Source organism: Pseudoflavonifractor phocaeensis, assembly GCF_016901735.1.
Classification (GTDB): domain Bacteria; phylum Bacillota; class Clostridia; order Oscillospirales; family Oscillospiraceae; genus Pseudoflavonifractor_A.
In genome coordinates this window covers 1-22,862 of the sequence record NZ_JACLZC010000032.1, presented here as the reverse complement: position 1 = coordinate 22,862, position 22,862 = coordinate 1, and the positions used below count along the sequence as shown (strand labels likewise).

Below are 22,862 nucleotides of genomic sequence, written 5' to 3'. Positions count from 1 at the left end.
TGTGTTATAATGACCCTTGTACCATTTTCATCCGGAAAGGATGCTGATTATGCGAAAAGAAGTACTCGCGTCCCTCTCTGCCCTGGTGCTGGGGCTGGCGGGCTTCGGTCTGCGCAAGTGGGAGCTGGCCACCGCCTTCGAGCCGGATACCGGCCTGGTCACGCCCTGGATGCCGGCCACCATCGCCCTGGCGGTGCTGTCGGTGCTGGCCGCCCTCTTTTTCCTGGTGCTGGCCCGGGGCCCCCACTACGCCTTCCCCGGCGGCTATGACGAGGCCTTCGCCGCGAAAGGCGATCAGCTGCCCCTGATGGCGCTGGTGCTGAGCGCCTTCCTCATGGCCGCCTCCGGCCTGTGGAACCTGCTGCTCCATTTTGTGTTCCGGGAGGCGGTGTTCTCCGTGACCCGTCTGGTGCAGTCGGTGCTGTCGGTGCTGGCGGCGGCGGCCATCCTCTATCTGGGCCGGCAGAGCTACCGGGGAGAGCCGGCGGGCAAATACCCCCTGCCCCTGCTGGCGCCGGGCTATCTCTTCTGCCTGTGGCTGGCGGCCGCCTATCAGAGCCGCGCCGCCGACCCGGTGGTACAGGACTACATCTATGAGCTGCTGGCCATCATCTGCGCCCTGCTCACCGCATACTATGTGGCCAGCTTTGGCTTTGCCAAGCAAAAAAAGACGGGCCGCACTCTGTTCTTCGCCCTGCTCACCGTATTTTTCACCCTCACGACCCTGGCCGACAGCCATGACGGCCCCACCCTGCTGCTCTACGCCGGCGCGCTGCTCTACGCCGGCGCGGCGGCCTTCCTCCTCCTCCGCACCGAGGGCCAGCCCCACCGCAGCCCCCTGCCCCAGGAGGAGCCCCAAGCAGAATCTTCAAACAGGGAGGATATCACCCAATGAGTCAGAAGTTCTATCTCACCACCCCCATCTACTACCCCAGCGATAAGCTCCACATCGGCCACACCTACTGCACCGTGGCCACCGACGCCATCGCCCGCTACAAGCGCCTCCAGGGCTATGACGTCATGTTCCTCACCGGCACCGACGAGCACGGCCAGAAGATCGAGGACAAGGCCAAGGAGGCCGGCGTCTCCCCCAAGGAGTACGTGGACCGCATCGTGGAGGGCGAGCGGGGCGTGCTGGACCTGTGGAAGCTGATGAACATTTCCAACGACCGCTTCATCCGCACCACCGACGATTACCATGTGGCCGCCATCCAGCGCATTTTCAAGAAAATGTACGAAAACGGCGACATTTATAAGGGCACCTACAAGGGCAAGTACTGTAAGCCCTGCGAGTCCTTCTGGACCGAGAGCCAGCTGGTGGACGGAAAGTGCCCCGACTGCGGCCGTGAGGTGCAGGACGCCCAGGAGGAGGCCTACTTCTTCCGCCTGTCCAAGTACGCCGATAAGATTCAGGACCTGCTGGAGAACACCGACTTCCTGGAGCCCCGCAGCCGGGTCAACGAGATGGTCAACAACTTCATCAAGCCCGGCCTGGAGGACCTGTGCGTCTCCCGCACCTCCTTTACCTGGGGCGTGCCGGTGGACTTCGACCCGGGCCACGTGGTCTATGTGTGGGTGGACGCCCTCTTCAACTACACCACCGCCCTGGGCTTCCTCAATGACAGGTACGACGACTACGAGGACTTCTGGCCCGCCGACGTCCACATCGTGGGCAAGGAGATCGTCCGCTTCCACTCCATCATCTGGCCCGCCATGCTCATGAGCATGGGGATGCCCCTGCCCAAGAAGGTCTTTGGCCACGGCTGGCTGCTGCTGGACGGCGGCAAGATGTCCAAGTCCAAGGGCAACGTGGTGGACCCCTATATCCTGGCGGAAAAATTCGGCACCGACGCCCTGCGCTTCTTCCTGATGCGCACCTTCCCCTTCGGCTCCGACGGCAATTTCTCCAACGAGCTGCTCATCCAGACCATCAACACCGATCTGGCCAACGACCTGGGCAACCTGGTGAGCCGCACCACCGCCATGGTGGGCAAGTACTTCGGCGGCCAGCTGCCGGAAGGCTGCGCCCAGTGGGACGCCCCCACCGACGCCGACGCCGACCTGAAGGCCATGGCCGAGGACCTGCGGGACAAGTACCAGGAGGCCATGGACGCCTACGCCCCCCACAAGGCCCTGGAGGAGGTCTTTAAGGTCATCCAGCGGGCCAACAAGTATATCGACGAGAACGCCCCCTGGGCCCTGGCCAAGGACATGGAGGCAAACGGCAAGCGTCTGGCCCATGTGATGTACAACCTTCTGGAGGCCACCCGCGTCTGCGCCGTCCTTCTCACCCCCTTCATGCCGGAGAGCATGGACAAGCTCTTTGGGCAGATCGGCGCCTGCGAGGGCTGCCGTACCTGGGAGAGCGCCGGCGTCTGGGGCAGCCTCAGCGACACCGCCGCCGTGTCCAAGGGGGAAAACCTCTTCCCCCGGGTGGACCTGGACAAGGCCCTCCAGGAGCTGGAGGAGGCCGCCGAGGCCGCCAAGAAGGCCGCCCTGCCGCCGCTGGAGATTGAGCCCCTGCTGGACGAGCCGGTGGACTTCGACACCTTCTGCAAAAACGACCTGCGGGTGGTGAAGGTGAAGGACTGCCAGAAGGTGAAAAAGTCCAATAAGCTCCTGAAGTTCACCCTGGACGACGGCACCGGTACGGACCGTCAGATCCTCTCCGGCATCGCCATGTACTATGAGCCGGAGGCCCTCATCGGCAAGACCCTGGCCGCCATTGTCAACCTGCCTCCCCGCAAGATGATGGGTCAGGAGAGCTGCGGGATGCTCCTGTCCGCCGTCCACACCGAGCAGGGGCAGGAGAAGCTCCACCTCATCATGCTGGATGACGCCATTCCCGCCGGCGCCAAGCTCTGCTGAAGTCTTAATCTATTTTTCATCTTTCTTTTATTCCTCTTTTACCGGCATATGCTATCCTTTTCTCAACCAAACGAAAAAGGAGCGATATGCGATGGTAACGGCCATTACGATTGCGGCGGGCGTCGTCCTGCTGCTGGCGGTGCTCTCCCTGGTGCTGCCGCTGGCGGCGCTGGTGTGCGGCGTGCTGCCTGTGGTGCTGACGGTGGCGGGGGTGTATTTCCTCATCGGAGCCCTCAGCCGCCGCTCGGCCCGGCTGGAGGACTACCTCCCGGCCGCCGCGGCCCTGGGCGCGGCGTTCCTGCTGCACCTGATGGGATGAAAATGAAGATTTTCTTACATTTCCCGTCAAAACCTTGACGAAAACCTCTCATGACCAATATAATGGTGTCAAAAATGAGAGGAGTGAGGGCCATGGACGCCCAAATCCTGGTGGTGGATGACGAGCTGGAGATCGCCAGCCTGGTGGAGGTCTATTTGCAGAGCGAGGGCTTCCAGGTCCGCACCTGCGGCACCGCCGCCCGGGCCCTGGCCCTGACCGAAGAGCGGGAGCCGGATCTGGCCATCCTGGACGTGATGCTGCCCGACGGGTCGGGCTTTGACCTGTGCGCCCGGCTGCGGCAGGAGCACCATTTCCCCGTCCTCATGCTCACCGCCCGCACCGGAGACCAGGATAAGGTCACCGGCCTGACCCTGGGCGCGGACGACTATTTGACCAAGCCCTTTAACCCCCTGGAGCTGGTGGCCCGGGTCAAGGCCCAGCTGCGGCGCTATACCTGCTACAACGAGACCGAGCGGATGGAGAGCGACACCATCGACATCCACGGCCTGGTCATCTCCCACGCCACCCACCAGTGCTGGCTGTACGACCAGCCGGTGAGCCTGACTCCCCTGGAGTTTGAGGTATTGTGGTTGCTGTGCGACCACCGGGGCCAGGTTCTCTCCGCCGAGCAGATCTTTGAGACGGTGTGGAAGGAAAAGTATCTGGAACGGAACAACACCGTCATGGTCCACATCCGCCGCATCCGCGAAAAGCTGGGCGAGCCCTCCCGCAACCCCCGCTTTATCAAAACCGTGTGGGGCGTGGGCTACAAAATCGAATAACCTACTTTCTTTCGCCCTACTTTCTTTCGAGAAAGAAAGTAGGCAAAGAAAGCTTCCATCTGCCCCCGGACCGGCGGTCCGGGGGCTTCCTTTCCCCTTCACCCGCTGCAAAAAATAAAGCAGGCAAAGAAAGCTTTCATCAGCCCCCAGACTGCGGTCTGGGGGCTTCCTTTTACAAGAGAGAATGCCGGCAAAAAAGCTTCCATTTCGTACCCGGCTGGTAACCCTTACAGAACTTAACACACCAACCAGGTGCCAACTGCGGGTAGAAGGTCATTGTTTTAACGCGGTTTCGGCGCACCTGGGGGATTGACAAGGGGGGTATCCCCCCTTGTCCCCTTTTGGTCCAGGCCCTTTTCGGGAAAAGGGCCTGGCGCCGCCCGCGGAGGGCAAAAGCCGACGCCTCCGGAGCGATCAGACAGCAAAAAGCCCGCCCTCTGACGAGGACGGGCTTTTTTGGGAGGCAACGGAACACAAACCCTTAGAGGAGGGAAAGGGCCTCTTCATCCGCCACCAGGATGAAGTCAGGATGGTACTGGAGGATGGAAGCGGGCACGTTGGGGGTCACAGGGCCAAAGAAGGCTTCCTTGACGGCCTGGGCCTTGTTGGCGCCGGAGGCCACCATCAGCACGCGGCGGGCCTGGAGAATGTCCCGCACGCCCATGGTGTAAGCGTGGGTGGGTACGTCGTCGATGGAGGCGAAGAAACGCTTGTTGGCCTCCCGGGTGCTCTCGGTGAGGGTCACCTTGTGGGTGCCCAGGGAGAAGTGGTCGTCGGGCTCATTGAAGCCGATGTGGCCGTTGACGCCCAGACCCAGCAGCTGGAGGTCGATGCCGCCAAAGTCACGGATGACTTGGTCGTAGCGGGCGCACTCGCCGTCGCCGTTGATGCCGCTGGGCACGTTGGTGTTCTTCAGGTCGATGTTCACATGGTCAAAGAGGTTGTGACGCATGAAGTAGGCGTAGCTCTGGTCATGGTCGGGGGTCAGGCCGGCGTACTCGTCCAGGTTCACGGAGCGGACGGCGGAGAAGTCCAGCTCGCCGGCGTGGTTCCACTCGATGAGCTTTTTGTAGGTGCCCACCGGGGAAGAACCGGTGGCCAGACCCAGCACGCAGTCGGGCTTGAGGGCGATCTGAGCGGCGATGATGCGGGCGGCGGCGGCGCTCATGGCGTCGTAGTCCTTGGCCTTGATGATTCTCATGAGAAAAGTCCCTCCTGATATAAAATAGAGTTAGATGATCTGTTCGCCATCCACATAGACGGCGTGGAGCGTGAGGTCAGGGTTGAGGAGCAGCAGGTCGGCCCGCTTGTCCACGGCGATGGAGCCGATCTCCCCGTCCAGCCGGACGGCCTTGGCGGGGGCGCTGGTGACGGCGGTGAGGGCGTCCTCCAGGGGGATGCCGAAGGCGACCACGTTTTGCAGCTCGGCCAGCAGGTTGGAGGAGGAGCCGGCCAGGGTGTCGGTGCCCTGGAGGGTGGCCTTGCCGTTCTTCATCTCGATGGGCTGCCCGCCCAGCTCATAGGGGCCGTCGGGCATACCGGCGCAGCGGAGGGAGTCGCTGATGATGACCAGCTTTTCCCCAAAGAGCCGGTGGGCGGTGCGGATGGCCGAGGGGTGGATGTGGAGGCCGTCGCAGATGAGCTCCACGGTGGCGCCGCTGTCGAAGGCCGCGCCGATGACCCCTGGCTCCCGGTGGTGGAGGGGCGGCATCCCGTTGAAGAGGTGGGTGGCGTGGGACGCGCCGGCGGCATAGGCGGCCATGGCGGTGTCATAGTCGGCGGTGGTGTGGCCGATGGAGACGGTGCACACCGGAGAGACGGCACGGATGAAGTCCAGACCGCCCTCCTCCTCGGGGGCCACGGTGACCAGGCGCACCTGGTTGCCGCTGGCCTCGTTGAGGCGGCGGAACAGATCGGCGTCGGGCTTGTGGAGGTTTTCGGCGGCCTGGGCGCCCCGCTTGGCGTAGGACAGGAAGGGGCCTTCCAGGTGGATGCCGGCGCACTTGGCGCCGTCGGCGGGACGGACAAAGTCCCGGATGGTGTGCATGGCGGGGGTGAGGACCTCCTCCTTGAGGGTCATGGTGGTGGCCAGGAAGGAGGTGACGCCGTGGGCGGCGAAGTAGCGGGACAGAGTGGGCAGCCCCTCCGGCTTGCCGTCGGAGAAGTCCTCGTTCATGGCGCCGTGGGTGTGGACATCCACGAAGCCGGGCACCAGATAGCGGCCCTCCGCGTCCACGTCACAGGACCAGCTGGCGGGGCCGATGGCGGTAATCACGCCGTTTTCCACCGCCACGGAGCCCTTTTGAAATTTGCCGTCTACAAATACGTTGGCGTTTCCGATAATCATACTTACACCTCCGGCAGAGAAGCGGCGGCGGCGCTCTGACCCACCCGGCGGGTCTGCTCGTCGGGCAGGGCGGGGAAGAGCTTGCCGGTGCACTCGGGGTACTCGTCGGCCAGGACGCGCTTGGCCTCCTCCAGGATGATGTCGCCGCCCTTGCCGGACATCACCCGGCCCAGCAGCAGCACGTGCTTGCAGTGATAGAGGTCGTAGTAGTAAGCCAGGGCGTGGCCCAGATAGACGCCGATGGAGCGGTACACCCGGGCGGCGGCCTCGCTGCCCTCCTCCATGGCCTTCTGCACCACCTTCAGCTTTTCGGCGGGAGACAGGGTCTCGGCCAGCGCGATGCCGGCCCGGGGAGCCAGCTTGATGACGCCGTCCTGGGAGAAGTACTTGACGCCGCAGCCGATGTCCCCCGACCACTCGTCCTCCATGGCTTCGGGGTTCACGTCCACCGGCATGAAGGCCAGCTCGTTGAGCCAGCCGGTGATGTTGCCATGCTCGTCCACATAGCCCACGGCCTCGCTGGTGCCCATGGCGATGCCCAGCACGCTGTTCTCCCCCAGACCCATGGCGCCGGCCAGCGCAGACACGTCGCCGTCGTTGCACACCACCAGGGGCACGTCGGGACCAAAGACGTCCCGGGCGGCCCGGATGTAGATGTCCTTCACCTTGGCGTCAAAGTCGGCCTTGGAGACCTTCAGGAAGAGGGAGGCCACCATGGTGCGGTTGTCGATGTAGATGCCGGCGGAGGAGACGCCCACCGCGTCCACCCGGGGCATATGAGCGGCGGCGGACTTAAAGGCGGCCACAATGCCGTCGTAGTGATAATCGGGGTCGGCGTTGGTCTTGGGGAACCAGACCACCTCTTCGGAGTAGACGCTCTTGCCGTCGATGACGGCGGACACCTTCCGGTCGGAGCCGCCGGCGTCAAAGCCCACCCGGCAGCCGCCCAGATGACGGCCGATGGCCTGGGAAGCGCCCTTCTCCTCGGGCACCTGGTCGCAGTAGACCACCTCAAAGGGATGCTCGTACACGCCGGCCATAAAGTCGGCGTCAAAGGCGCGCTTGCCGGTGGGGGCGTAGGTCTCTTTCAGGAACTCGTACACATCCTCGTCACCGCTGACATAGATCTTGAAGCCGCCCTGGAGCCAAAGCATGGACTTGACCAGCCGGTCGGCATAGTAGCGGTCAGCCTCCCGGCCCTCGGGGGTGCCCTGGAGGAAGGTGCGGCATACAGCCACCTGTCCGCCGGAACGTTCCACCGCAAAGGCCACCGGCTTTTTGGCGGTCTTTAAGAAAGCGCGGTTGAACTTAAGGATAGGCATGAAAGCGGGGTCCAGATCGGGGATGTTCTTCACGTCAAAGTCAATACCATACCGATTCATAGCTGCATGTCTCCTGTTGTGAAAAATTTGATAAATTTATTGCGATTTTCAGTCTGTACGGCTATAATTGAGACGGAGTTGTGTGCCCGGGCAGGGGCACACAAACTCACGTCGCCCGTTTTACCGGAAAAACTGTATTTCCTTCTCCCGGTATGTCCTATTTTAGCACGAAAAAACCCATTTGTCATCATTAGGAGAAAATAATTTTACACAAATAAGAATTGTGAAAATCCTTTTCACTCCCCGCATTTGACACATAAAAATCACCTAAATTGCCATATATAACAACAAAGAGCCGGTGTTTTTTTAATACAGAGGAATGAATCTGAAAAGGGACACAATAACGCTGGTTTTCTCCCAGTGGTGTCCGGACAGCGAAAGCTATATGACGGGCGGATCTCAATAAGGAGGCCGTGCAGACTTGAGCGCAAAGGATATTTTTGAAACCATCAGCAGTCAATACTATCAGTTAACCAATTCTGAAAAAAAAGTAGCCGACTATGTGCTGGCAAACCGGATCAACGCCCAGTATATGTCCATCTCTGAGCTGGCCGAGGAGTGCGAGGTGGCCGACGCCACCATCTCCCGCTTCTGCCGGCGCCTGGGATTGAGCGGATACAGCGCCTTTAAGCTGGAGCTGGCCAAGGGCTCCCTGAACGCCCGGGGCATGGCCCAGGAGAGCGATGTCCGGGCGGCGGCGGAGGACGAGGGGCGGAAGGATTTTGACGTGATGTGCAAGGCCCGGCTGCGGGAGAGCATGGCCGCCCTGGAGCAGACCGCCAAGCTCATCTCCCCCGACCAGCTGCGCCGGGCGGCGGAGATGCTCTATAAGGCCCGGCGGGTGGTGTGCATGGGTCAGGGCAGCTCCATGGTGCTGGCGCAGGAGGCCTGGACCCTCTTCTCCACCATCTCCCCCAAATTCGTCTTTATCTCCGACTCCCACTTTCAGCTCAACAGTGTGGCGATCATGTCCTCCGAGGACGTGATCCTCTTCTTCTCCTACTCCGGCTCCACCCGCGCCCTTCAGGACGTGATGAAGGTGGCCAAGGCCCGCAACATTCCGGTGATTCTGGTCTCCCGCTTCCCCAAATCCCCCGGCGGCCAGATGGCCGACGTGGTCCTCCAGTGCGGCTCCAACGAGGGCCCCCTTCAGGTGGGCTCGGCGGTGGCCCGCATCGCCCAGATCTTTGTGCTGGACCTCCTCTTCACTGAGGTATGCGGCCTGGACCCGGAGGGCTCGGTGCGCAACCGGGAACTGGTGGCCGAGGCGGCCTCCATGAAGCACCTATAATCCCCCGGCGTTCGATGGAAGGCACGGCAGTCAGCCGTGTCTTTTTTCGTTTGGAAAAAAAGGACTTGACAAAGCGCCCCGTTTGGGCTATCATTTTTTCGTGGTTAGCCATAACTAACTTTGGCGGACGTTTCTTCTGCGGCGTCCGTCCCCCTTTTCCGATATAGTTAGCTAAAACTAACTAAAATGATAGAGAGGAGTCCCTTCATGAATCCTGCCCTGGAGCAAGCCCTGGTCCAGCACTGCGCCGCCACCCTGCTGGGCGTCAAGGCCGGCAGTCTGGTATCGTTGTCAAACCGTGAGATCCCCGGCCTTACCGGCGAGCTGAGCCGCTACAATATGCAGCTGCGTCCCTGCGGACTGGTATTTGTGCCCATGTGCCAGTGCCGGGAGCGGACCTTGGTGCTGGTATTCCGCCCCGACGACCTGGAACGCCGCCTCAGCGACCCGGAGGCGCGGCGTATCCTGGACCGGGCCGGCTATCCCGTGGTCCGGGGCGTGGGCGCATTGGTGGCCCATCTCCGCCGCCGGCTGGCGGAACAGCAGGACTTTCCCCATGAGATTGGGCTCTTTTTGGACTATCCCACCGAGGACGTGGCCGGATTTCTGCGGGACGGCGGCGCGGGGAGCAAATTCTGCGGCTATTGGAAGGTCTACGGCGACGTGGACGCCGCCAAGGCCCGGTTTGCCTCCTTTGACGCCTGCCGGGACTGTCTGGCCCGGCAGCTGCGGGAGGGCGAGACGATTTCAACGCTGCTGGGCGCGGCGTGAAATAACCTGATGGATCATCCGAACGGAGGTATTTGGTATGAGTAAGATGGCAGTGATTTTTTGGTCCGGCACGGGCAATACGGAGGCTATGGCCAACGCCGTGGCAGAGGGCGCCAAGAATGCCGGCGCGGAGGTCTCCCTGCTGCCGGTGAGCGCGGTTTCGGCCGAGGAAGCCGCCGCATATGATGTCCTGGCTCTGGGCTGCCCGGCCATGGGCGCCGAGGTGCTGGAGGAGAGCGAGTTTGAGCCCTTCTTTGCCGCGCTGGAGGGGAGCCTCGCCGGTAAGCCGGTGGCGCTCTTCGGCTCCTACGGCTGGGGCGACGGCCAGTGGATGCGGGACTGGGAGGCGCGGACCAGCGCCGCCGGCGCTGTGCTGAAGGCTCAGCCTCTTATGGTCAATGAGACACCCGACGACGACGCCCTCTCCGACTGCCGCGCCCTGGGTGCGGCCGCCGCCGTCTGATCCACCCCCCTTTCCCGTCCGGCCCGCCGTGGGAGGTCTGCGCTCCCACGGCGGGCCGGATGTTTTTGTCGCTTTTGCCCGAGGAATTTTTGACAGTTAGCTATTGACAACTTAGGTTAGCGGTAGTAAACTGTCATGCGACAAGAGATTAGCAAAAGCAAACCGTTTGGCGGTGCGGAGAGGGGGCACAGAGCATGATGCCGTTGACGATGGCCCAGCCGGGCGAGACGGTGACCATTCGCAAAATCACCGGTAAGGACGAAGTCCGTCAGCATCTGGCGGAGCTGGGGTTTGTGGTGGACAGCAAAATCACGGTTATCACCCAAATGGGCGGCAATCTGATCCTGAAGGTAAAGGACAGCCGGGTGGCCCTGGACAAGAGCATGGCCAACCGGGTGATGATCTGAGAGGAGGAGAGCGGATGAAAACATTAAAAGACGTGAAGGTGGGAGATACCGTCACCGTGGCGCGGCTCCACGGGGAGGGGGCCGTCAAGCGGCGCATTATGGACATGGGCATTACCAAGGGCGTGGCCGTCCATGTGCGCAAGGTGGCCCCCCTGGGGGACCCCATGGAGCTGAACGTACGGGGCTATGAGCTGAGCGTGCGCAAGGCCGACGCCGCCATGATCGAGGTGGTATAATTTTTTGTGTTTTGGTTAGCAAAAGCTAATTTGGAGAAGGAGTGAAGCACATGAGCGTGACCATTGCCCTTGCCGGCAACCCCAACTGCGGCAAGACCACCATGTTCAACGACCTGACCGGCTCGGCCCAGTATGTGGGCAACTGGCCGGGGGTGACGGTGGAGAAAAAGGACGGACGGCTCAGGGGCCGGAAGGACGTGACCATTCAGGATCTGCCCGGCATCTATTCCCTGAGCCCCTATACCCTGGAGGAGGTGGTGGCCAGAGGCTATCTGGTGAAAGAGCGGCCCGACGCCATCCTCAACATTCTGGACGGCACCAACATCGAGCGCAACCTCTACCTCACCACCCAGCTCATCGAGCTGGGGCTCCCGGTGGTGGTGGCGGTAAACATGATGGACGTGGTGCGCAAAAACGGCGACCAGATCGACCTGAAGAAGTTGGGTAAGGAGCTGGGCTGTACCGTGGTGGCCGCCAGCGCCCTCAAGGGCGAGGGCAGCATGGAGGCGGCACAGGCGGCGGTTCAGGCCGCGGAACGGGGCGCGGCGCAGGATCAGCCCGCCGTCTTTACCGGCAGCGTGGAGCACGCCATCGCCCACATTGAGGAGTCCATTGAGGGCAGGGTGGACCGGCAAAGCCTCCGCTGGTACGCCATCAAGCTCTTTGAGCGGGACGAGAAGGTCCGGGAAGAGCTGGGGCTGGAGGAGAGCCTGCTCAAGCACATCGACCTTCACATCCAGGACTGTGAAAAGGAGATGGACGACGACGCCGAGAGCATCATCACCAATCAGCGCTACGCCTACATCAGCCAGGTGGTGGACCGGTGCGTCAAAAAGAAACGGGAACGCCACGGCCTCACCACCTCCGACAAGATCGACCGGGTGGTCACCAACCGCATCCTTGCCCTCCCCATCTTTGTGGCGGTGATGGTGCTGGTCTACTCCATCTCCATGGGCGGCTGGGCCGTTTCCATCGGCACAAGAGCCACCGACTGGGCCAATGACGGCCTGTTCGGCGACGGCTGGTTCGTCCCCTTCACCGCCGACACCGAGGCGTGGGAGGAGGACTCCGGCGCCTTTGAGGAAGCTTCCGCTATGATCGCGGGCTACGAGGCCGGCGACGCCGAGGTCTACTTCTACGACGACGAGACCGGCGAGACCACGGTGGTGCCTGTCACCGAGGAGGCCTACCAAAGCGCCCTGACCGTGGAGGAGCCCGACCCCAACGCCTACGGGACCTGGGTGCCCGGCCTGCCGGTGCTGGCGGAAAACGCCCTGACCGCCGTGGGCTGCAACGAGGTGCTCCAGGCCCTCATCCTGGACGGCATCATCGGCGGCGTGGGGGCGGTGCTGGGCTTTGTACCCCAGATGCTGGTCCTCTTCCTGCTGCTGGCCATCCTGGAGGACTGCGGCTATATGGCCCGCATCGCCTTTATCATGGACCGGATCTTCCGCCGCTTCGGCCTGTCCGGCAAGAGCTTTATCCCCATGCTGGTGGCCACCGGCTGCGGCGTGCCCGGCATCATGGCCTCCCGCACCATCGAGCAGGACCGGGACCGGAAAATGACCATCATGACCACCGGCTTCATCCCCTGCGGCGCGAAAATGCCCATCATCGCCCTCTTTGCCGGGGCGCTCTTCGGCGGCTCCGCGCTGGTGGCCACTTCGGCCTACTTCATCGGCGTGGCGGCGGTGGTGATCTCGGGTATCATCCTGAAAAAGACAAAAGCCTTTGCCGGCGAGCCCGCCCCCTTTGTCATGGAGCTGCCCGCCTACCACGCCCCCACCGTGGGCAACGTGCTGCGGGCCACCTGGGAGCGGGGCTGGTCCTTCATCAAGCGGGCCGGTACGGTGATCCTGGCCTCCTCCATCGTCCTCTGGTTCCTCCAGGGCTTCGGCTTCACGGACGGCGGATTTGGTATGGTAGCCGACAACAACGACTCTCTGCTGGCCGCCGTGGGGCACGCCGTGTCCTTTGTCTTTCTCCCCCTGGGCTTCGGCACCTGGCAGGCCACCGTGGCCACCGTTACCGGTCTCATCGCCAAGGAGGAGGTGGTCTCCACCTTCGGCGTCCTCTTCCCCGGCAACCTGACAGCGGAAGTGGGCATGGCCTTTACCCCCATTGCCGCCTACTCCTTCATGATCTTTAACCTGCTGTGCGCCCCCTGCTTTGCCGCCATGGGCGCCATCAAGCGGGAGATGAACAATCCCAAGTGGGCGCTGGTCGCCATCGGCTATATGTGCCTCTTTGCCTATGGGGCGGCCCTGGTGGTCTATCAGATCGGCGGACTGATTGCCGGCACGGTGGGCTTTGGACCCGGCACCGTGGTGGCTGCGGCGCTGGTGCTTCTGGTCCTCTATCTCATGGTCCGGCCCAACAAGTATAACGCCGACTATGACAAGGGTGCTACCCTGTCGGTCCGTCTGGGCAAGGGCGTCCGCGCCTGAGCCCGGCGGTGGAAAGGAGTCCAATATGCCTGGTATGAATCTGGCTTCGGTGCTCATTGCGCTGGCCATCGCCGCGGTTTTTGTGGCCATCGTGGTCCACGAGGTGCGCAAGAAAAAGCGCGGCTGCGGCTGCGGCGGCGACTGTGCCGGCTGCGGCGGCGCCTGCGGCTGTCACCATACATCCCATCCCCAATAAACAGCGGCCCGTTCTCTCTTCGTGGGAGGACGGGTCATTTTCCTGCTTTGCAGGACTTACCAGTCCGTTTTTATCCGCGGAGACAGGAAAAGAGGAGCTCCCCACAGCGCCCAACCTCGTAGGGGCGACCCTTGTGGTCGCCCGCTTTCATGCAGGCACGTTGATGTTTCCCGCACCGGGTTCCACTTCTTCGAGAGACTCGGGCGCCATATATGGCGCCCCTACTTTCTTGCAAATGGTAAAAGAAAGAGGAAGCCCCCGGATGTTGGGTCCGGGGGCAGATGGAAGCTTTCTTTGCCTACTTTCTTTCTCGAAAGAAAGTAGGTTAGATTTTGATTTTGAAGATGGCCTTCTTGATGGCGGCGGGGCCGCCGACCTGCACGGCGGTGCGGTGGGCGTCCTTGGGGTAGCAGAGCAGGAAGTCGCCGGCGTTGAGGACCACGCTGCAATTGGGGTCGCCCTCCAGAGGCAGGAAGTCGTCCTTCTCCACGAACTCCTTCTGCTCCATATTGTCGATGAAGTTTACGTCGATCTGCTCGGGGCCGCGGAGCATGAAGTGCAGGTCCAGGTACTGCCGGTGGGCCTCCCAGAAGCGGTTCCCGGCAGTGGTGGTGGTATACTCCACGATGTTCACAAAGAGGTCGTCGCCCTCGATGGGGTGGCTGCCCTTCTCGTAGGAGAGGAGGTCGTGGGCCTGGGCATAGTCAAAGCACTTGCGGACCTGAGACTCCAGCCAGGAAAAATCCTTCAGGTCGCGGATGTTACCGAATACCATGGTAATTCCTCCTTATTTTGACCGCGCCTCCCGGCATACACCGGGAGGCGCGGTTGGTCCGGCAGTTGGTATATGCCGGTCAGTCCTTGTAAATGGTGGTGTGAGGATCAATCTGGGTCTTTTTGCCGGCAACAGCAGTCCAGATCATGGAGGCGGGGATGCCCACGATGAGGGACACGGCAATGGAGATGATGGAGTACACCCAGATGGACACGTCGGCGGAGTAGGGGCCGTACTTGATGAATACCATCACAGCGGAGGCGGCGATGAAGGCCGCGGTAGCGCCGAAGGTGTTGGCCACCTTGGTGAAGGCGCCCAGGATGAAGGTGCCCACCAGGATGCCCAGGACCAGGCCCATGAAGCCGTTGAACCACTCGTAAGCGGAGGTCACGCCGGTGTTGGCCAGGAACATGGCCACCGCGATGGCGAAGATACCAACCAGCAGGGACACCCACTGGCCGATCTTGGTCTGGGTCTCGAAGCTCAGCTGCTTCTTGGACAGGCGCTCCTGGATGTCCAGGGTCCAGCTGGAGGCCACGGAGTTCAGGCCGGTGGACAGCGTGGACTGCGCGGCGGCGTAGATGGCGGCCAGCAGCAGGCCGGTGATGCCCACGGGCAGCTCAAAGGCGATCCAGGAAGCGAAGATCTGGTCCTGCTGGGCGGCGGGGGGCAGGGGGTTGCCCTGCACGTTGTAGAACACATACAGGCCGGTGCCGATCAGGTAGAACGCAGTGGCGATGAAGATGGACAGGCAGCCGTTGGCCAGCATCATCTTGTTGAGCTTCTTGGTATCGGTGGTGGTGGTGAAGCGCTGCACGATGTCCTGAGAGGAGACGTAGGAGCTCATGGTGTTGAAGCCGGCGCCCACGATCAGGAGGAACACGCTGTTCTTGAGGAGGTTGGGGTCAAAGATGGGCTCGTTGGGAGCGAGGAACTTGCCGCCGTTGACAAACTCGTTGAAGATGGAGCCCAGGCCGCCGTCCAGGTGGGCGATGAGGAAGATCAGACCGAAGGTCACGCCGATGAGGAGGACGGAACCCTGGATAAAGTCGGTCCACAGCACGCTCTTCAGGCCGCCGGTGTAGGAGTAGATGATGGCGATGATACCCATAATGATAATCAGGATATTCACGTTGATGTTGGTCAGAGAAGACAGTACCATGCAGGGCAGGTACATGATGATGGACATACGACCAATCTGATAGATGATGAACATGACGGCGCCCAGCACCCGGAGGCCCTTGCTGTGGAAGCGGATCTCCAGATAGTGATAAGCGGTATCAATGTCCAGCTTGCTGTAAATGGGGAGGAAGAACTTGATGGTCAGGGGAATGGCAAGCAGCATGCCCAGCTGAGCAAACCACATGATCCAGCTGCCGGCGTAGGAGTTGCCGGCCAGGGACAGGAAGGAAATGGGGCTGAGCAGGGTAGCGAAGATGGACACCGAGGTAACCCACCAGGGCACGGTGCCGTCGCCCTTGAAGTATTCCTTACCCTTCATCTCTTTCTTGGCGAAGTACAGGCCGGCAAACAGGACGGCCAGCAGGTACACAATCAGTACCGCCAAGTCAATATAAGTAAAACCTTGCATTACGCGATCTCCCTTTTCAATTCATTACGCGGGAGCGGACCACACACTTCCGCTCCCGCGGCTGGTGTTGGGAACAGAAACAGCGATTAGAGATACTTGGCCTTGGCGGCGCACACCATCTCGGCGGCAGCCTTGGCGACGGCCTTGTCGGCCTCCTGCAGGTTCTCCAGAGGCGCGCGGACGCCGCCGATGTCCAGACCGGCGTTGATGCGCAGCATCTCCTTGGCCACGGCGTACATGTTGGCGTGGCTGGAGCACATCTTGTAGATGATCTCGTTGATGTCGTACTGGAGGGCGGTGGCGGTGTCCCGCTCGCCGGCCGCGATCAGGTCGTTGAGCTTGAGGAACAGCTCGGGCATGACGCCGTAGGTGCCGCCGATGCCGCCGTCAGCGCCAATGGCGCGGCCGGCCACGAACTGCTCGTCGGGACCGTTAAAGACGATGAACTCGCCCTTGGCGGCCAGGCCGGCGGCCTTGAACATCTGGATGTCCTGGGTGGGCATGGAGGAGTTCTTCACGGCCACCACGTTGGGGTTCTTCATCATCTCGGCAAAGAGGCTCATGGTCAGCGCGGTGCCGGCCAGCTGGGGAATGTTGTAGATGACAAAGTCGGTGTTGGGGGCGGCGGCGGAAATGGCGTTCCAGTAGCCGGCGATGGAATACTCAGGCAGGCGGAAGTAGATGGGGGGGATGGAGGCGATGGCGTCCACGCCCACTTCCTCGGAGTGACGGGCCAGCTCCACGCTGTCGCGGGTGTTGTTGCAGGCCACGTGGTTGATCACGGTCAGCTTGCCCTTGGCAACGGCCATCACGTTCTCAATGATGATCTTGCGCTCCTCCACGCCCTGGTAGATGCACTCGCCGGAAGAGCCGTTGACGTACACGCCCTTGACGCCCTTGTCCACGTAGTACTGGGTCAGCGCGCGCACCCGCTCGGGGCTGACGTTGCCTTCGTCGTCATAGCAGGCGTAGAAGGCGGGGATAATGCCCTTATACTTGTCCAGTTTGCTCATGATAAATTCCTCCTCTTTATTTTCCCCTCCACGGCGTGGAGAGATTTTATCAAAACCGCACATCCGCGCGGCAGGGCACGGGATCACTGGCGGGCAATCAGCTCGCTGAGCATGGTGTCCACCATGATGAGGCAGCGGGGCACGTGGAAGGGGCCCTTGAAGGTGCAGCCCTTGCAGGCGGGCATGGTGGGCTTGCCGTCCCGGCGGAGGTAGCCGTACCACTCGCCGTACTGGTCGTCGGCAAAGTAGGTCTTGCAGTAGTCCAGCACCTTGAAGAACCAATCCAGGTACTTCTCCTCGCCGCTGTCGCGGTACATCATGAGGGAGGCGATGAGGGTCTCGTTGTGGGGCCACCAGAGCTTCATGTCGTGCTCGTAGGCCTCGGGGGGGAAGCCCTTGCAGTCCACAAAGTAGAGGATGCCGCCGTACTCCTTGTCCCAGCCGTTTTCGATGGCCATGTCAAAGACCTCCATGGCCTTGCGGCGCAGCGCGTCGTCGTTGGTGTGCTTGGCCTGCTCCATGAGGAACCAGGAGCACTCGATGTCGTGGCCGGGGTTGACGAAGCGGCCGGCGGAGATGTCGCCCATAAACTCGCCGTTGGGGCCGACGGTCTCCAGGGTGCACTTGAGCTCGGGTTTGTGGTGATATTTGAAAATGGTGTCCACGCACTCCTTGGCCCGCTGATCGTAGAGCTCCTGCTGCTCGGGGTCGCAGCGGCGGAGGACGGAGGTGATGTTCAGATAGATCATGGGATCGGCCAGGGCGCGGCCGGTGCGGGTCTCGGGAATGGTCTTGGGGCCCATGCCGGTGGGGTCCTTGATGAGGCCGTTGTTCAGGTTCCAGATGAGCTCATAGGCCCGGCGGGCACGCTCCAGGTACTCCCGCTCACCGGTGAGGCCGTAATACTCGGCGTTGGCCAGGGCGTAGAAGCCCTCGGAGAAGCAGTAGCGGCGCTGGCGGAGGGGCTTGCCGTCGGCAGTGACGGTAAAATACATCCGGTCGCCGGCCTCGCGGTTGATGCAGTACTGTTCCATAAAGTCCAGGCAGCTCTTGCTGGCCTCCATCCACTCGTCCCGCTTGCCGTACACATGGCACAGATAAGCGTATGTCCAGCCGCAGCGGCCCTGCATCCAAACGCTCTTATCGGTGGAGAACAGCCGGCCCGTCCGGTCCAGGCAGGTGTACACGCCGCCGTGCTCCTTGTCCATGCCGTACTTCAGCCAAAAATCGGCGCTGATCTCCAGCTCCTTTTTTACCCAAGCCTGGGCTTCCTTCAATTTCGTCAGATCCATGTTGAAAAGACCTCCCTTTTCCTGTTCACTTCAAGGACCTTACACCTATGAAAAAAATTTTTTTCTTGTTCCGGTATTATCATAACACCAGTGAAAATAATTTACAATTTGGAGTATTGTTCAAAAATATTTTAATTTTTATGTGGATAATCACAAAAACCAGGGAGAAAAAGGGAGCCGCAAACGGAAAATTTCATAAACGAATCAGTTTGAATTGGTGCCGGAATTGGGAAAGAAAAGAAAGAAAATAGTTTGAAACGTGGAATTTAGTAAAGAAAATCCATATTTTCGGGTTGGAAGCAAAGCTTCTGAAGGAATTAAAAATAAAGACGGCGCACCGGAATGAACCGATGCGCCGTCTATTTTATATCCAGATCGTTTCGGAGTTCACACGTATGCCCCGGCGAGATTTTTTAATACAGGGCGGCAAGCATGGCGTCGACCTGGGCGGAAGTGGCGGGAGACTGGGGGGAGAAAGTGTCGCCCTCTACCCAGGAGAGAAGGCCCTGCTGATGGGCCCAGCACAGGGCGGGCTGGGCAAAAGCGGAAATCTGGCTCACGTCCGAAAAGTCGCTCAGGCCGGCATAGTCCATGAGCATGGGACTGCCCTGGGCGCGCCACAGGATGGTAACCAGCTGTTCCCGGCTCAGGGGATCCTCCGGACCAAAGGCTCCGTTGTCGTAGCCGCTGACCAGATGTTCGCTGGTGGCCCAGCGGATGGCTTCGGCGTAGGGATGATTCTGGGCTACGTCGGTATACTGCATGGCGTAGTTGACCGCGGGGTTGCCCGCCTGGGTATACAGCGTGGACATCAGTTCCCCACGGGTCAGCGCCTTGGACGCCTGCTGGGGGAGCAGCATCAGATGGGAGGCGTGGGTCTGGGCGGGATAGCTTTCCGCAATATCGCCATACCAGGCCATGACTGCATCGCCGGCCTGGATGTCATCCAGCGATACCTCCGTACCGTCATAGGAGGAAAGGCCGGTCTCATCATCCGCAAGAATGCAAAGACCGCCGTTGTTGGTTGTGATCTGCACCGTTCCGTTTTCGACGGAGACCCCTTCTACCTTATGGTATTGGGCGCAGCCCACGTCCATGGGGATGCTGCGCACCACCGCCATGGCGAAAGACTGGGGCGGAATGGACATGGTGGCCACAGGGCTATGGAAAATATAGAGACTCTCCCCTTCTTCCAGGGTGGCGGGATCGGATTTGGCACACGCACCGCTGTCGATCCACAGGGTCTCATCGGAAATGTTCATCACATAGTCGCCGTAACGCTGGGAAGAGAGATGCAGCTGGCGGATGGCGCCGTCGGACTGCCGGACGATATTTTCCACCCGGCCATAGTAGAGCACACTGGCAGGAAGGACCGAGGAATCTTCCACTGTCGTGGGCGCGGAAACAGGCTGCCCGGCGGCAGCGGCGGGTATTCCCATGGAGCAGGCCAGAACTCCGGCCAGAATCAGGGCGGGAAGGTTCAGTTTCATAACCACAACTCCTTTTTGACTGTTTGAACCCCGGGGCTTCTGCTCTCTTTAGACGGGGGACGTGGGAAAAAGTTCCGTCCGCAGCGAGAAAAAAGACCGCGGACAGTATAGAACCGTCCGCGGTCTGATCACACGTTGCCTTCCCCTTTTTCAGGGGCGGCGGTTACTGCATGGAATTCTCGTAGGCCTCGATCATTTTCTTGACCATCTGGCCGCCCACCGAGCCGGCCTCCCGGCTGGTCAGGTCGCCGTTGTAGCCCTGCTTGAGATTGACGCCCACCTCGCTGGCGGCTTCCATCTTGAACTTGTTGAGGGCCTCGCGGGCAGAGGGGACGGCGGGCTGATTGGAGTTGTTGGACTTAGACATAACATACATCTCCTTTGTTGATGTGTGGACCGAAAGTCCGCTCTTATGATTGCCCCGGAACGGATTTCTATGTGTGCTCCCTCGCTGCTAATTCATGACAGAATTGGAGAAACGACCTGATTTAACAGTAGAGCGGGACAGTTTAGCCGGCGCTTCCCTTCTTTGGCCGCCGCGGACCGCCGGCAGGGCGCGCGGCGGGGTCCGGCTTTGCGCAATGTGCATAAGGGTAGGAATAAAAACCCCCCATTTTGGGAATGGTTTTTGATAGATGAAGAGAAAATCACGACCAGACCCGGGGTTTTGTGAAAATGGTTTTGATTTTAGGGGACCCAGATGCTATAATAACCTTGCCTTAGCGTGCGCACACCTGTGCGCCCAAGAAAAGGAACGATTCGGGCCGGCTGCTTTCTTGCCGGCCATTGCAAACGCAGAGGCTTTTTTCAGCCCTGCCCTGGAATAGAGAAGGTGCGGTTTTGACGAAATATGTGATTAACGGCGGAAAGCCGCTTTACGGTACGGTTCCCATCAGCGGCGCGAAAAATGCGGCGGTGGCCATCATCCCCGCCACCCTGCTGGTGGACGGCGTGTGCCGGATCGAGAATATCCCCCAGATCAGCGACGTGACCCTGATTTTGAATATCCTGCAGGAGCTGGGCGCCGATGTGCGCACCGTGGATCGGACCACGGTGGACATCGACTGCACCCACATCCACAACGCCAAGGTGCCCGAGGAGCTGGCCCGCAAGATCCGGGCTTCCTATTATCTCATCGGCGCCCTGCTGGGCCGCTTCGGTTCGGCCCAGGTGCCCCCGCCCGGCGGCTGCGACCTGGGCGCCCGTCCCATCGACCAGCACATCAAGGGCTTTGCCGCCATGGGCGCCGACGTGGACGTGAGAGGCGGCTATATCCACGCCAAAGCCAGAAACGGCCGCCTGGCCGGCACCCAGGTCTATATGGATATGGTGTCGGTGGGCGCCACCATGAATATCATGCTGGCCGCTACCCTGGCCAACGGCCTCACCATCATCGAAAACGCCGCCAAGGAGCCCCATATCGTGGACCTGGCCAACTTCCTCAACTCCATGGGGGCCGACATCATGGGCGCCGGCACCGACGTCATCAAGATCCGCGGTGTGGACCGGCTGGTGGGCGGCGTCTACTCCATCATTCCCGACCAGATTGAGGCGGGCACCTATATGGCCGCCGTGGCCGCCACCGGCGGCGAGGTCCTCATCAAGAACGTCATCCCCAAGCACCTGGAGTGCATCACCGCCAAGCTGGAGGAGATGGGGGTGGAGATCGAGGAGCGGGACGACGCCGTGCTGGTGCGCAGCGACGGACGGCTCACCCGGACCAACGTAAAGACCCTGCCCTATCCGGGCTTCCCCACCGACATGCAGCCCCAGATCGCCGCCGACCTGTGCCTGGCCAAGGGCACCAGCGTCCTCACCGAGGGCGTGTGGGACAACCGCTACCGCTATGTGGACGAGTTCCGCCGGATGGGCGCCCAGATCCAGGTGGACGGCAAGATCGCCGTCATCGAAGGGGTGGAGGGCCTGACCGGCGCACGCCTCCGGGCCTGCGACCTCCGGGCCGGCGCGGCCATGGTTATCGCCGCTCTGGCCGCCAGCGGCACCTCCGAGATCAGCAACATCCACCACATCGAGCGGGGCTATGAGGACATTGTCCGCAAGCTGTCCAACATCGGCGCCGACATCCGGGTGGTGGTCACCCCCGACGAAGAGCAGCAGACCGAAGCCCACGCCGGCTGAGCCTGGATGCAAGAAAGAGCCTCTGGGAGAGGGAGCATGCCCCTCTCCCCTTTTGCCATGCCCATTTTTGGAAAAATCTGAAAGGAGCGAAAGCGCCCGTGCTCACCCTCACTACCCTGGCCTCCGGGTCCAGCGGCAACTGCACCCTGGTCTCCGACGGACATACCCATCTCCTGGTGGACGCGGGCATCTCCGCCCGGCGCATCACCACCGCCCTCAAGGCCATGGACATCGACCCGAAAACCCTGGCCGGCGTTCTCATCACCCATGAGCACTCCGACCACATCTCCGGCTTGGCCACCCTCACCAAGCAGCTCCCCTTCCCCCTCTACGCCAGCGCCGGCACCGCCCGGGCCCTGCTGGACAAGCTCCCCGCCCTGACCGAGGACCGGGTGCGGGCCTTCATTCCCGGCGACACCTTTGAGATCGGCGCGCTGGGAGTGGAGACCTTCCCCACCCCCCATGACGCCGCCCAGAGCACCGGCTATGCCCTCACCGCCGGCGGGCGGAAGGCCGCCGTCGTCACCGACCTGGGCCACGTCACCCCGGAGGTGGAGGAGGGCATCCGGGGCGCGCACCTGCTGGTGGCCGAGACCAACCACGACCCGGAATGGCTCCGATCCGGCGATTACCCCTATTTTCTCAAGGAACGCATCCTGGGCAGCCGGGGGCATCTCTCCAACGAGGACGGGGCCCGGCTCATCTGCGCCGCCGCCCGGCAGGGCGTCCGGACGGTGGTGCTGGCTCACCTCTCCAAGGACAACAACACCCCCCAGCGGGCCTACGACACCGTGGCCATGGCCCTCATGCGCCAGGGGGCGGAGCTGGACCGGGACGTGGTGCTGGACGTGGCGCCCCGGGCCGCCGCCGGCCGCCGCTACACCGTATAGGGAGGAAGGAAGATGCTGTCCGTTACCCTTTTGTGCGTGGGCAAGCTCAAGGAAAAATTCTACATAGAGGCCGCCGCCGAATATCAAAAGCGGCTCTCTCCCCTGTGCCGCTTTGCGCTGGTGGAGCTGCCCGAGGAGCGCCTGCCCCAGGACCCCTCCCCCG

Annotated in this window: 23 protein-coding genes; 14 read left to right on the top strand and 9 right to left on the bottom strand. The window is 61.6% G+C overall.

Features of this window, described 5'->3' with window-relative positions:
• The first annotated feature begins 49 nt into the window (after positions 1–49).
• The 4 genes from H7U37_RS08465 (at position 50) to H7U37_RS08450 (ending at position 3,969) form a co-directional block, all read left to right on the top strand.
• Complete coding sequence (locus tag H7U37_RS08465; protein WP_204875086.1) at positions 50–895, top strand: hypothetical protein; 846 nt, start codon at positions 50–52, stop codon at positions 893–895.
• Positions 892–2,868, top strand: coding sequence for a methionine--tRNA ligase (gene metG, locus H7U37_RS08460; RefSeq protein WP_204875084.1), 1,977 nt, complete (start codon positions 892–894; stop codon positions 2,866–2,868). The genes H7U37_RS08465 and metG overlap by 4 nt, the downstream gene beginning before the upstream one ends.
• Before the next feature lie 91 nt (positions 2,869–2,959).
• Positions 2,960–3,187: a hypothetical protein gene (locus H7U37_RS08455; protein WP_204875082.1), complete on the top strand. Its 228-nt coding sequence runs from the start codon at positions 2,960–2,962 to the stop codon at positions 3,185–3,187.
• Positions 3,188–3,279: 92 nt separating this feature from the next.
• A complete protein-coding gene (locus tag H7U37_RS08450; protein WP_204875080.1) occupies positions 3,280–3,969 on the top strand; it encodes a response regulator transcription factor in 690 nt (229 codons plus the stop codon).
• A gap of 481 nt (positions 3,970–4,450) precedes the next feature.
• Here H7U37_RS08450 and nagB read toward each other — a convergent pair whose 3' ends face one another.
• The 3 genes from nagB to H7U37_RS08435 are packed head-to-tail and all read right to left on the bottom strand — an operon-like array spanning position 4,451 to position 7,698.
• The gene (gene nagB, locus H7U37_RS08445) at positions 4,451–5,170 is read right to left on the bottom strand and encodes a glucosamine-6-phosphate deaminase (protein WP_204875078.1); all 720 of its coding nucleotides are present in this window, start codon (positions 5,168–5,170) and stop codon (positions 4,451–4,453) included.
• A gap of 30 nt (positions 5,171–5,200) precedes the next feature.
• A complete protein-coding gene (nagA, locus tag H7U37_RS08440) occupies positions 5,201–6,316 on the bottom strand; it encodes an N-acetylglucosamine-6-phosphate deacetylase (protein ID WP_204875076.1) in 1,116 nt (371 codons plus the stop codon).
• A gap of 2 nt (positions 6,317–6,318) precedes the next feature.
• Positions 6,319–7,698: an ROK family protein gene (locus H7U37_RS08435; protein WP_204875074.1), complete on the bottom strand. Its 1,380-nt coding sequence runs from the start codon at positions 7,696–7,698 to the stop codon at positions 6,319–6,321.
• Between the two features lie 421 nt (positions 7,699–8,119).
• Here H7U37_RS08435 and H7U37_RS08430 point away from each other — a divergent pair, with 421 nt between their 5' ends.
• From H7U37_RS08430 to H7U37_RS08400, 7 genes are all read left to right on the top strand, one after another.
• Complete coding sequence (locus H7U37_RS08430) at positions 8,120–8,989, top strand: MurR/RpiR family transcriptional regulator (protein WP_204875072.1); 870 nt, start codon at positions 8,120–8,122, stop codon at positions 8,987–8,989.
• Between the two features lie 207 nt (positions 8,990–9,196).
• Positions 9,197–9,760 carry a DUF3793 family protein gene (locus tag H7U37_RS08425; RefSeq protein ID WP_204875070.1) on the top strand — a complete coding sequence of 188 codons (564 nt, stop codon included), beginning with the start codon at positions 9,197–9,199 and terminating at the stop codon, positions 9,758–9,760.
• A 37-nt stretch (positions 9,761–9,797) separates the two neighbouring features.
• Positions 9,798–10,223: a flavodoxin gene (locus H7U37_RS08420; RefSeq protein ID WP_204875067.1), complete on the top strand. Its 426-nt coding sequence runs from the start codon at positions 9,798–9,800 to the stop codon at positions 10,221–10,223.
• A 194-nt stretch (positions 10,224–10,417) separates the two neighbouring features.
• On the top strand, positions 10,418–10,630 hold the full coding sequence (locus H7U37_RS08415) for a FeoA family protein (RefSeq protein WP_204875066.1): 213 nt from the start codon (positions 10,418–10,420) through the stop codon (positions 10,628–10,630).
• A gap of 14 nt (positions 10,631–10,644) precedes the next feature.
• Complete coding sequence (locus tag H7U37_RS08410) at positions 10,645–10,866, top strand: FeoA family protein (RefSeq protein WP_204875064.1); 222 nt, start codon at positions 10,645–10,647, stop codon at positions 10,864–10,866.
• A 50-nt stretch (positions 10,867–10,916) separates the two neighbouring features.
• Positions 10,917–13,313 (top strand): ferrous iron transport protein B, encoded by a 2,397-nt coding sequence (gene feoB / locus H7U37_RS08405; RefSeq protein WP_204875062.1) that lies wholly within the window; start codon positions 10,917–10,919, stop codon positions 13,311–13,313.
• Positions 13,314–13,338: 25 nt separating this feature from the next.
• The gene (locus H7U37_RS08400; RefSeq protein ID WP_243414277.1) at positions 13,339–13,509 is read left to right on the top strand and encodes a FeoB-associated Cys-rich membrane protein; all 171 of its coding nucleotides are present in this window, start codon (positions 13,339–13,341) and stop codon (positions 13,507–13,509) included.
• Positions 13,510–13,834: 325 nt separating this feature from the next.
• Here H7U37_RS08400 and H7U37_RS08395 read toward each other — a convergent pair whose 3' ends face one another.
• The 6 genes from H7U37_RS08395 to H7U37_RS08370 all read right to left on the bottom strand — a co-directional run bounded on the left by H7U37_RS08395 (position 13,835) and on the right by H7U37_RS08370 (position 20,037).
• Positions 13,835–14,284, bottom strand: a complete 450-nt coding sequence (locus tag H7U37_RS08395; RefSeq protein ID WP_204875060.1) for a NanQ anomerase/TabA/YiaL family protein — start codon at positions 14,282–14,284, stop codon at positions 13,835–13,837.
• A gap of 79 nt (positions 14,285–14,363) precedes the next feature.
• The gene (locus tag H7U37_RS08390; protein WP_204875059.1) at positions 14,364–15,875 is read right to left on the bottom strand and encodes a sodium:solute symporter family protein; all 1,512 of its coding nucleotides are present in this window, start codon (positions 15,873–15,875) and stop codon (positions 14,364–14,366) included.
• Positions 15,876–15,961: 86 nt separating this feature from the next.
• Positions 15,962–16,888, bottom strand: a complete 927-nt coding sequence (locus tag H7U37_RS08385; protein WP_204875058.1) for a dihydrodipicolinate synthase family protein — start codon at positions 16,886–16,888, stop codon at positions 15,962–15,964.
• An 83-nt stretch (positions 16,889–16,971) separates the two neighbouring features.
• Positions 16,972–18,180 (bottom strand): AGE family epimerase/isomerase, encoded by a 1,209-nt coding sequence (locus tag H7U37_RS08380; protein ID WP_204875057.1) that lies wholly within the window; start codon positions 18,178–18,180, stop codon positions 16,972–16,974.
• A 413-nt stretch (positions 18,181–18,593) separates the two neighbouring features.
• Complete coding sequence (locus tag H7U37_RS08375) at positions 18,594–19,670, bottom strand: S-layer homology domain-containing protein (RefSeq protein ID WP_204875056.1); 1,077 nt, start codon at positions 19,668–19,670, stop codon at positions 18,594–18,596.
• 163 nt (positions 19,671–19,833) lie between these two features.
• Positions 19,834–20,037 (bottom strand): alpha/beta-type small acid-soluble spore protein, encoded by a 204-nt coding sequence (locus tag H7U37_RS08370; protein WP_204875055.1) that lies wholly within the window; start codon positions 20,035–20,037, stop codon positions 19,834–19,836.
• A 473-nt stretch (positions 20,038–20,510) separates the two neighbouring features.
• On the opposite strand from H7U37_RS08370, the gene H7U37_RS08365 reads away from it, so the two are divergent.
• The 3 genes from H7U37_RS08365 to H7U37_RS08355 form a co-directional block, all read left to right on the top strand.
• Entirely contained in the window at positions 20,511–21,809 is a 1,299-nt protein-coding gene (locus H7U37_RS08365) for a UDP-N-acetylglucosamine 1-carboxyvinyltransferase (protein ID WP_204875054.1), read from the top strand.
• 98 nt (positions 21,810–21,907) lie between these two features.
• On the top strand, positions 21,908–22,699 hold the full coding sequence (locus H7U37_RS08360) for an MBL fold metallo-hydrolase (RefSeq protein WP_204875051.1): 792 nt from the start codon (positions 21,908–21,910) through the stop codon (positions 22,697–22,699).
• 12 nt (positions 22,700–22,711) lie between these two features.
• On the top strand, positions 22,712–22,862 hold a 151-nt coding region (locus H7U37_RS08355), incomplete at its 3' end, for a 23S rRNA (pseudouridine(1915)-N(3))-methyltransferase RlmH (RefSeq protein ID WP_204875104.1).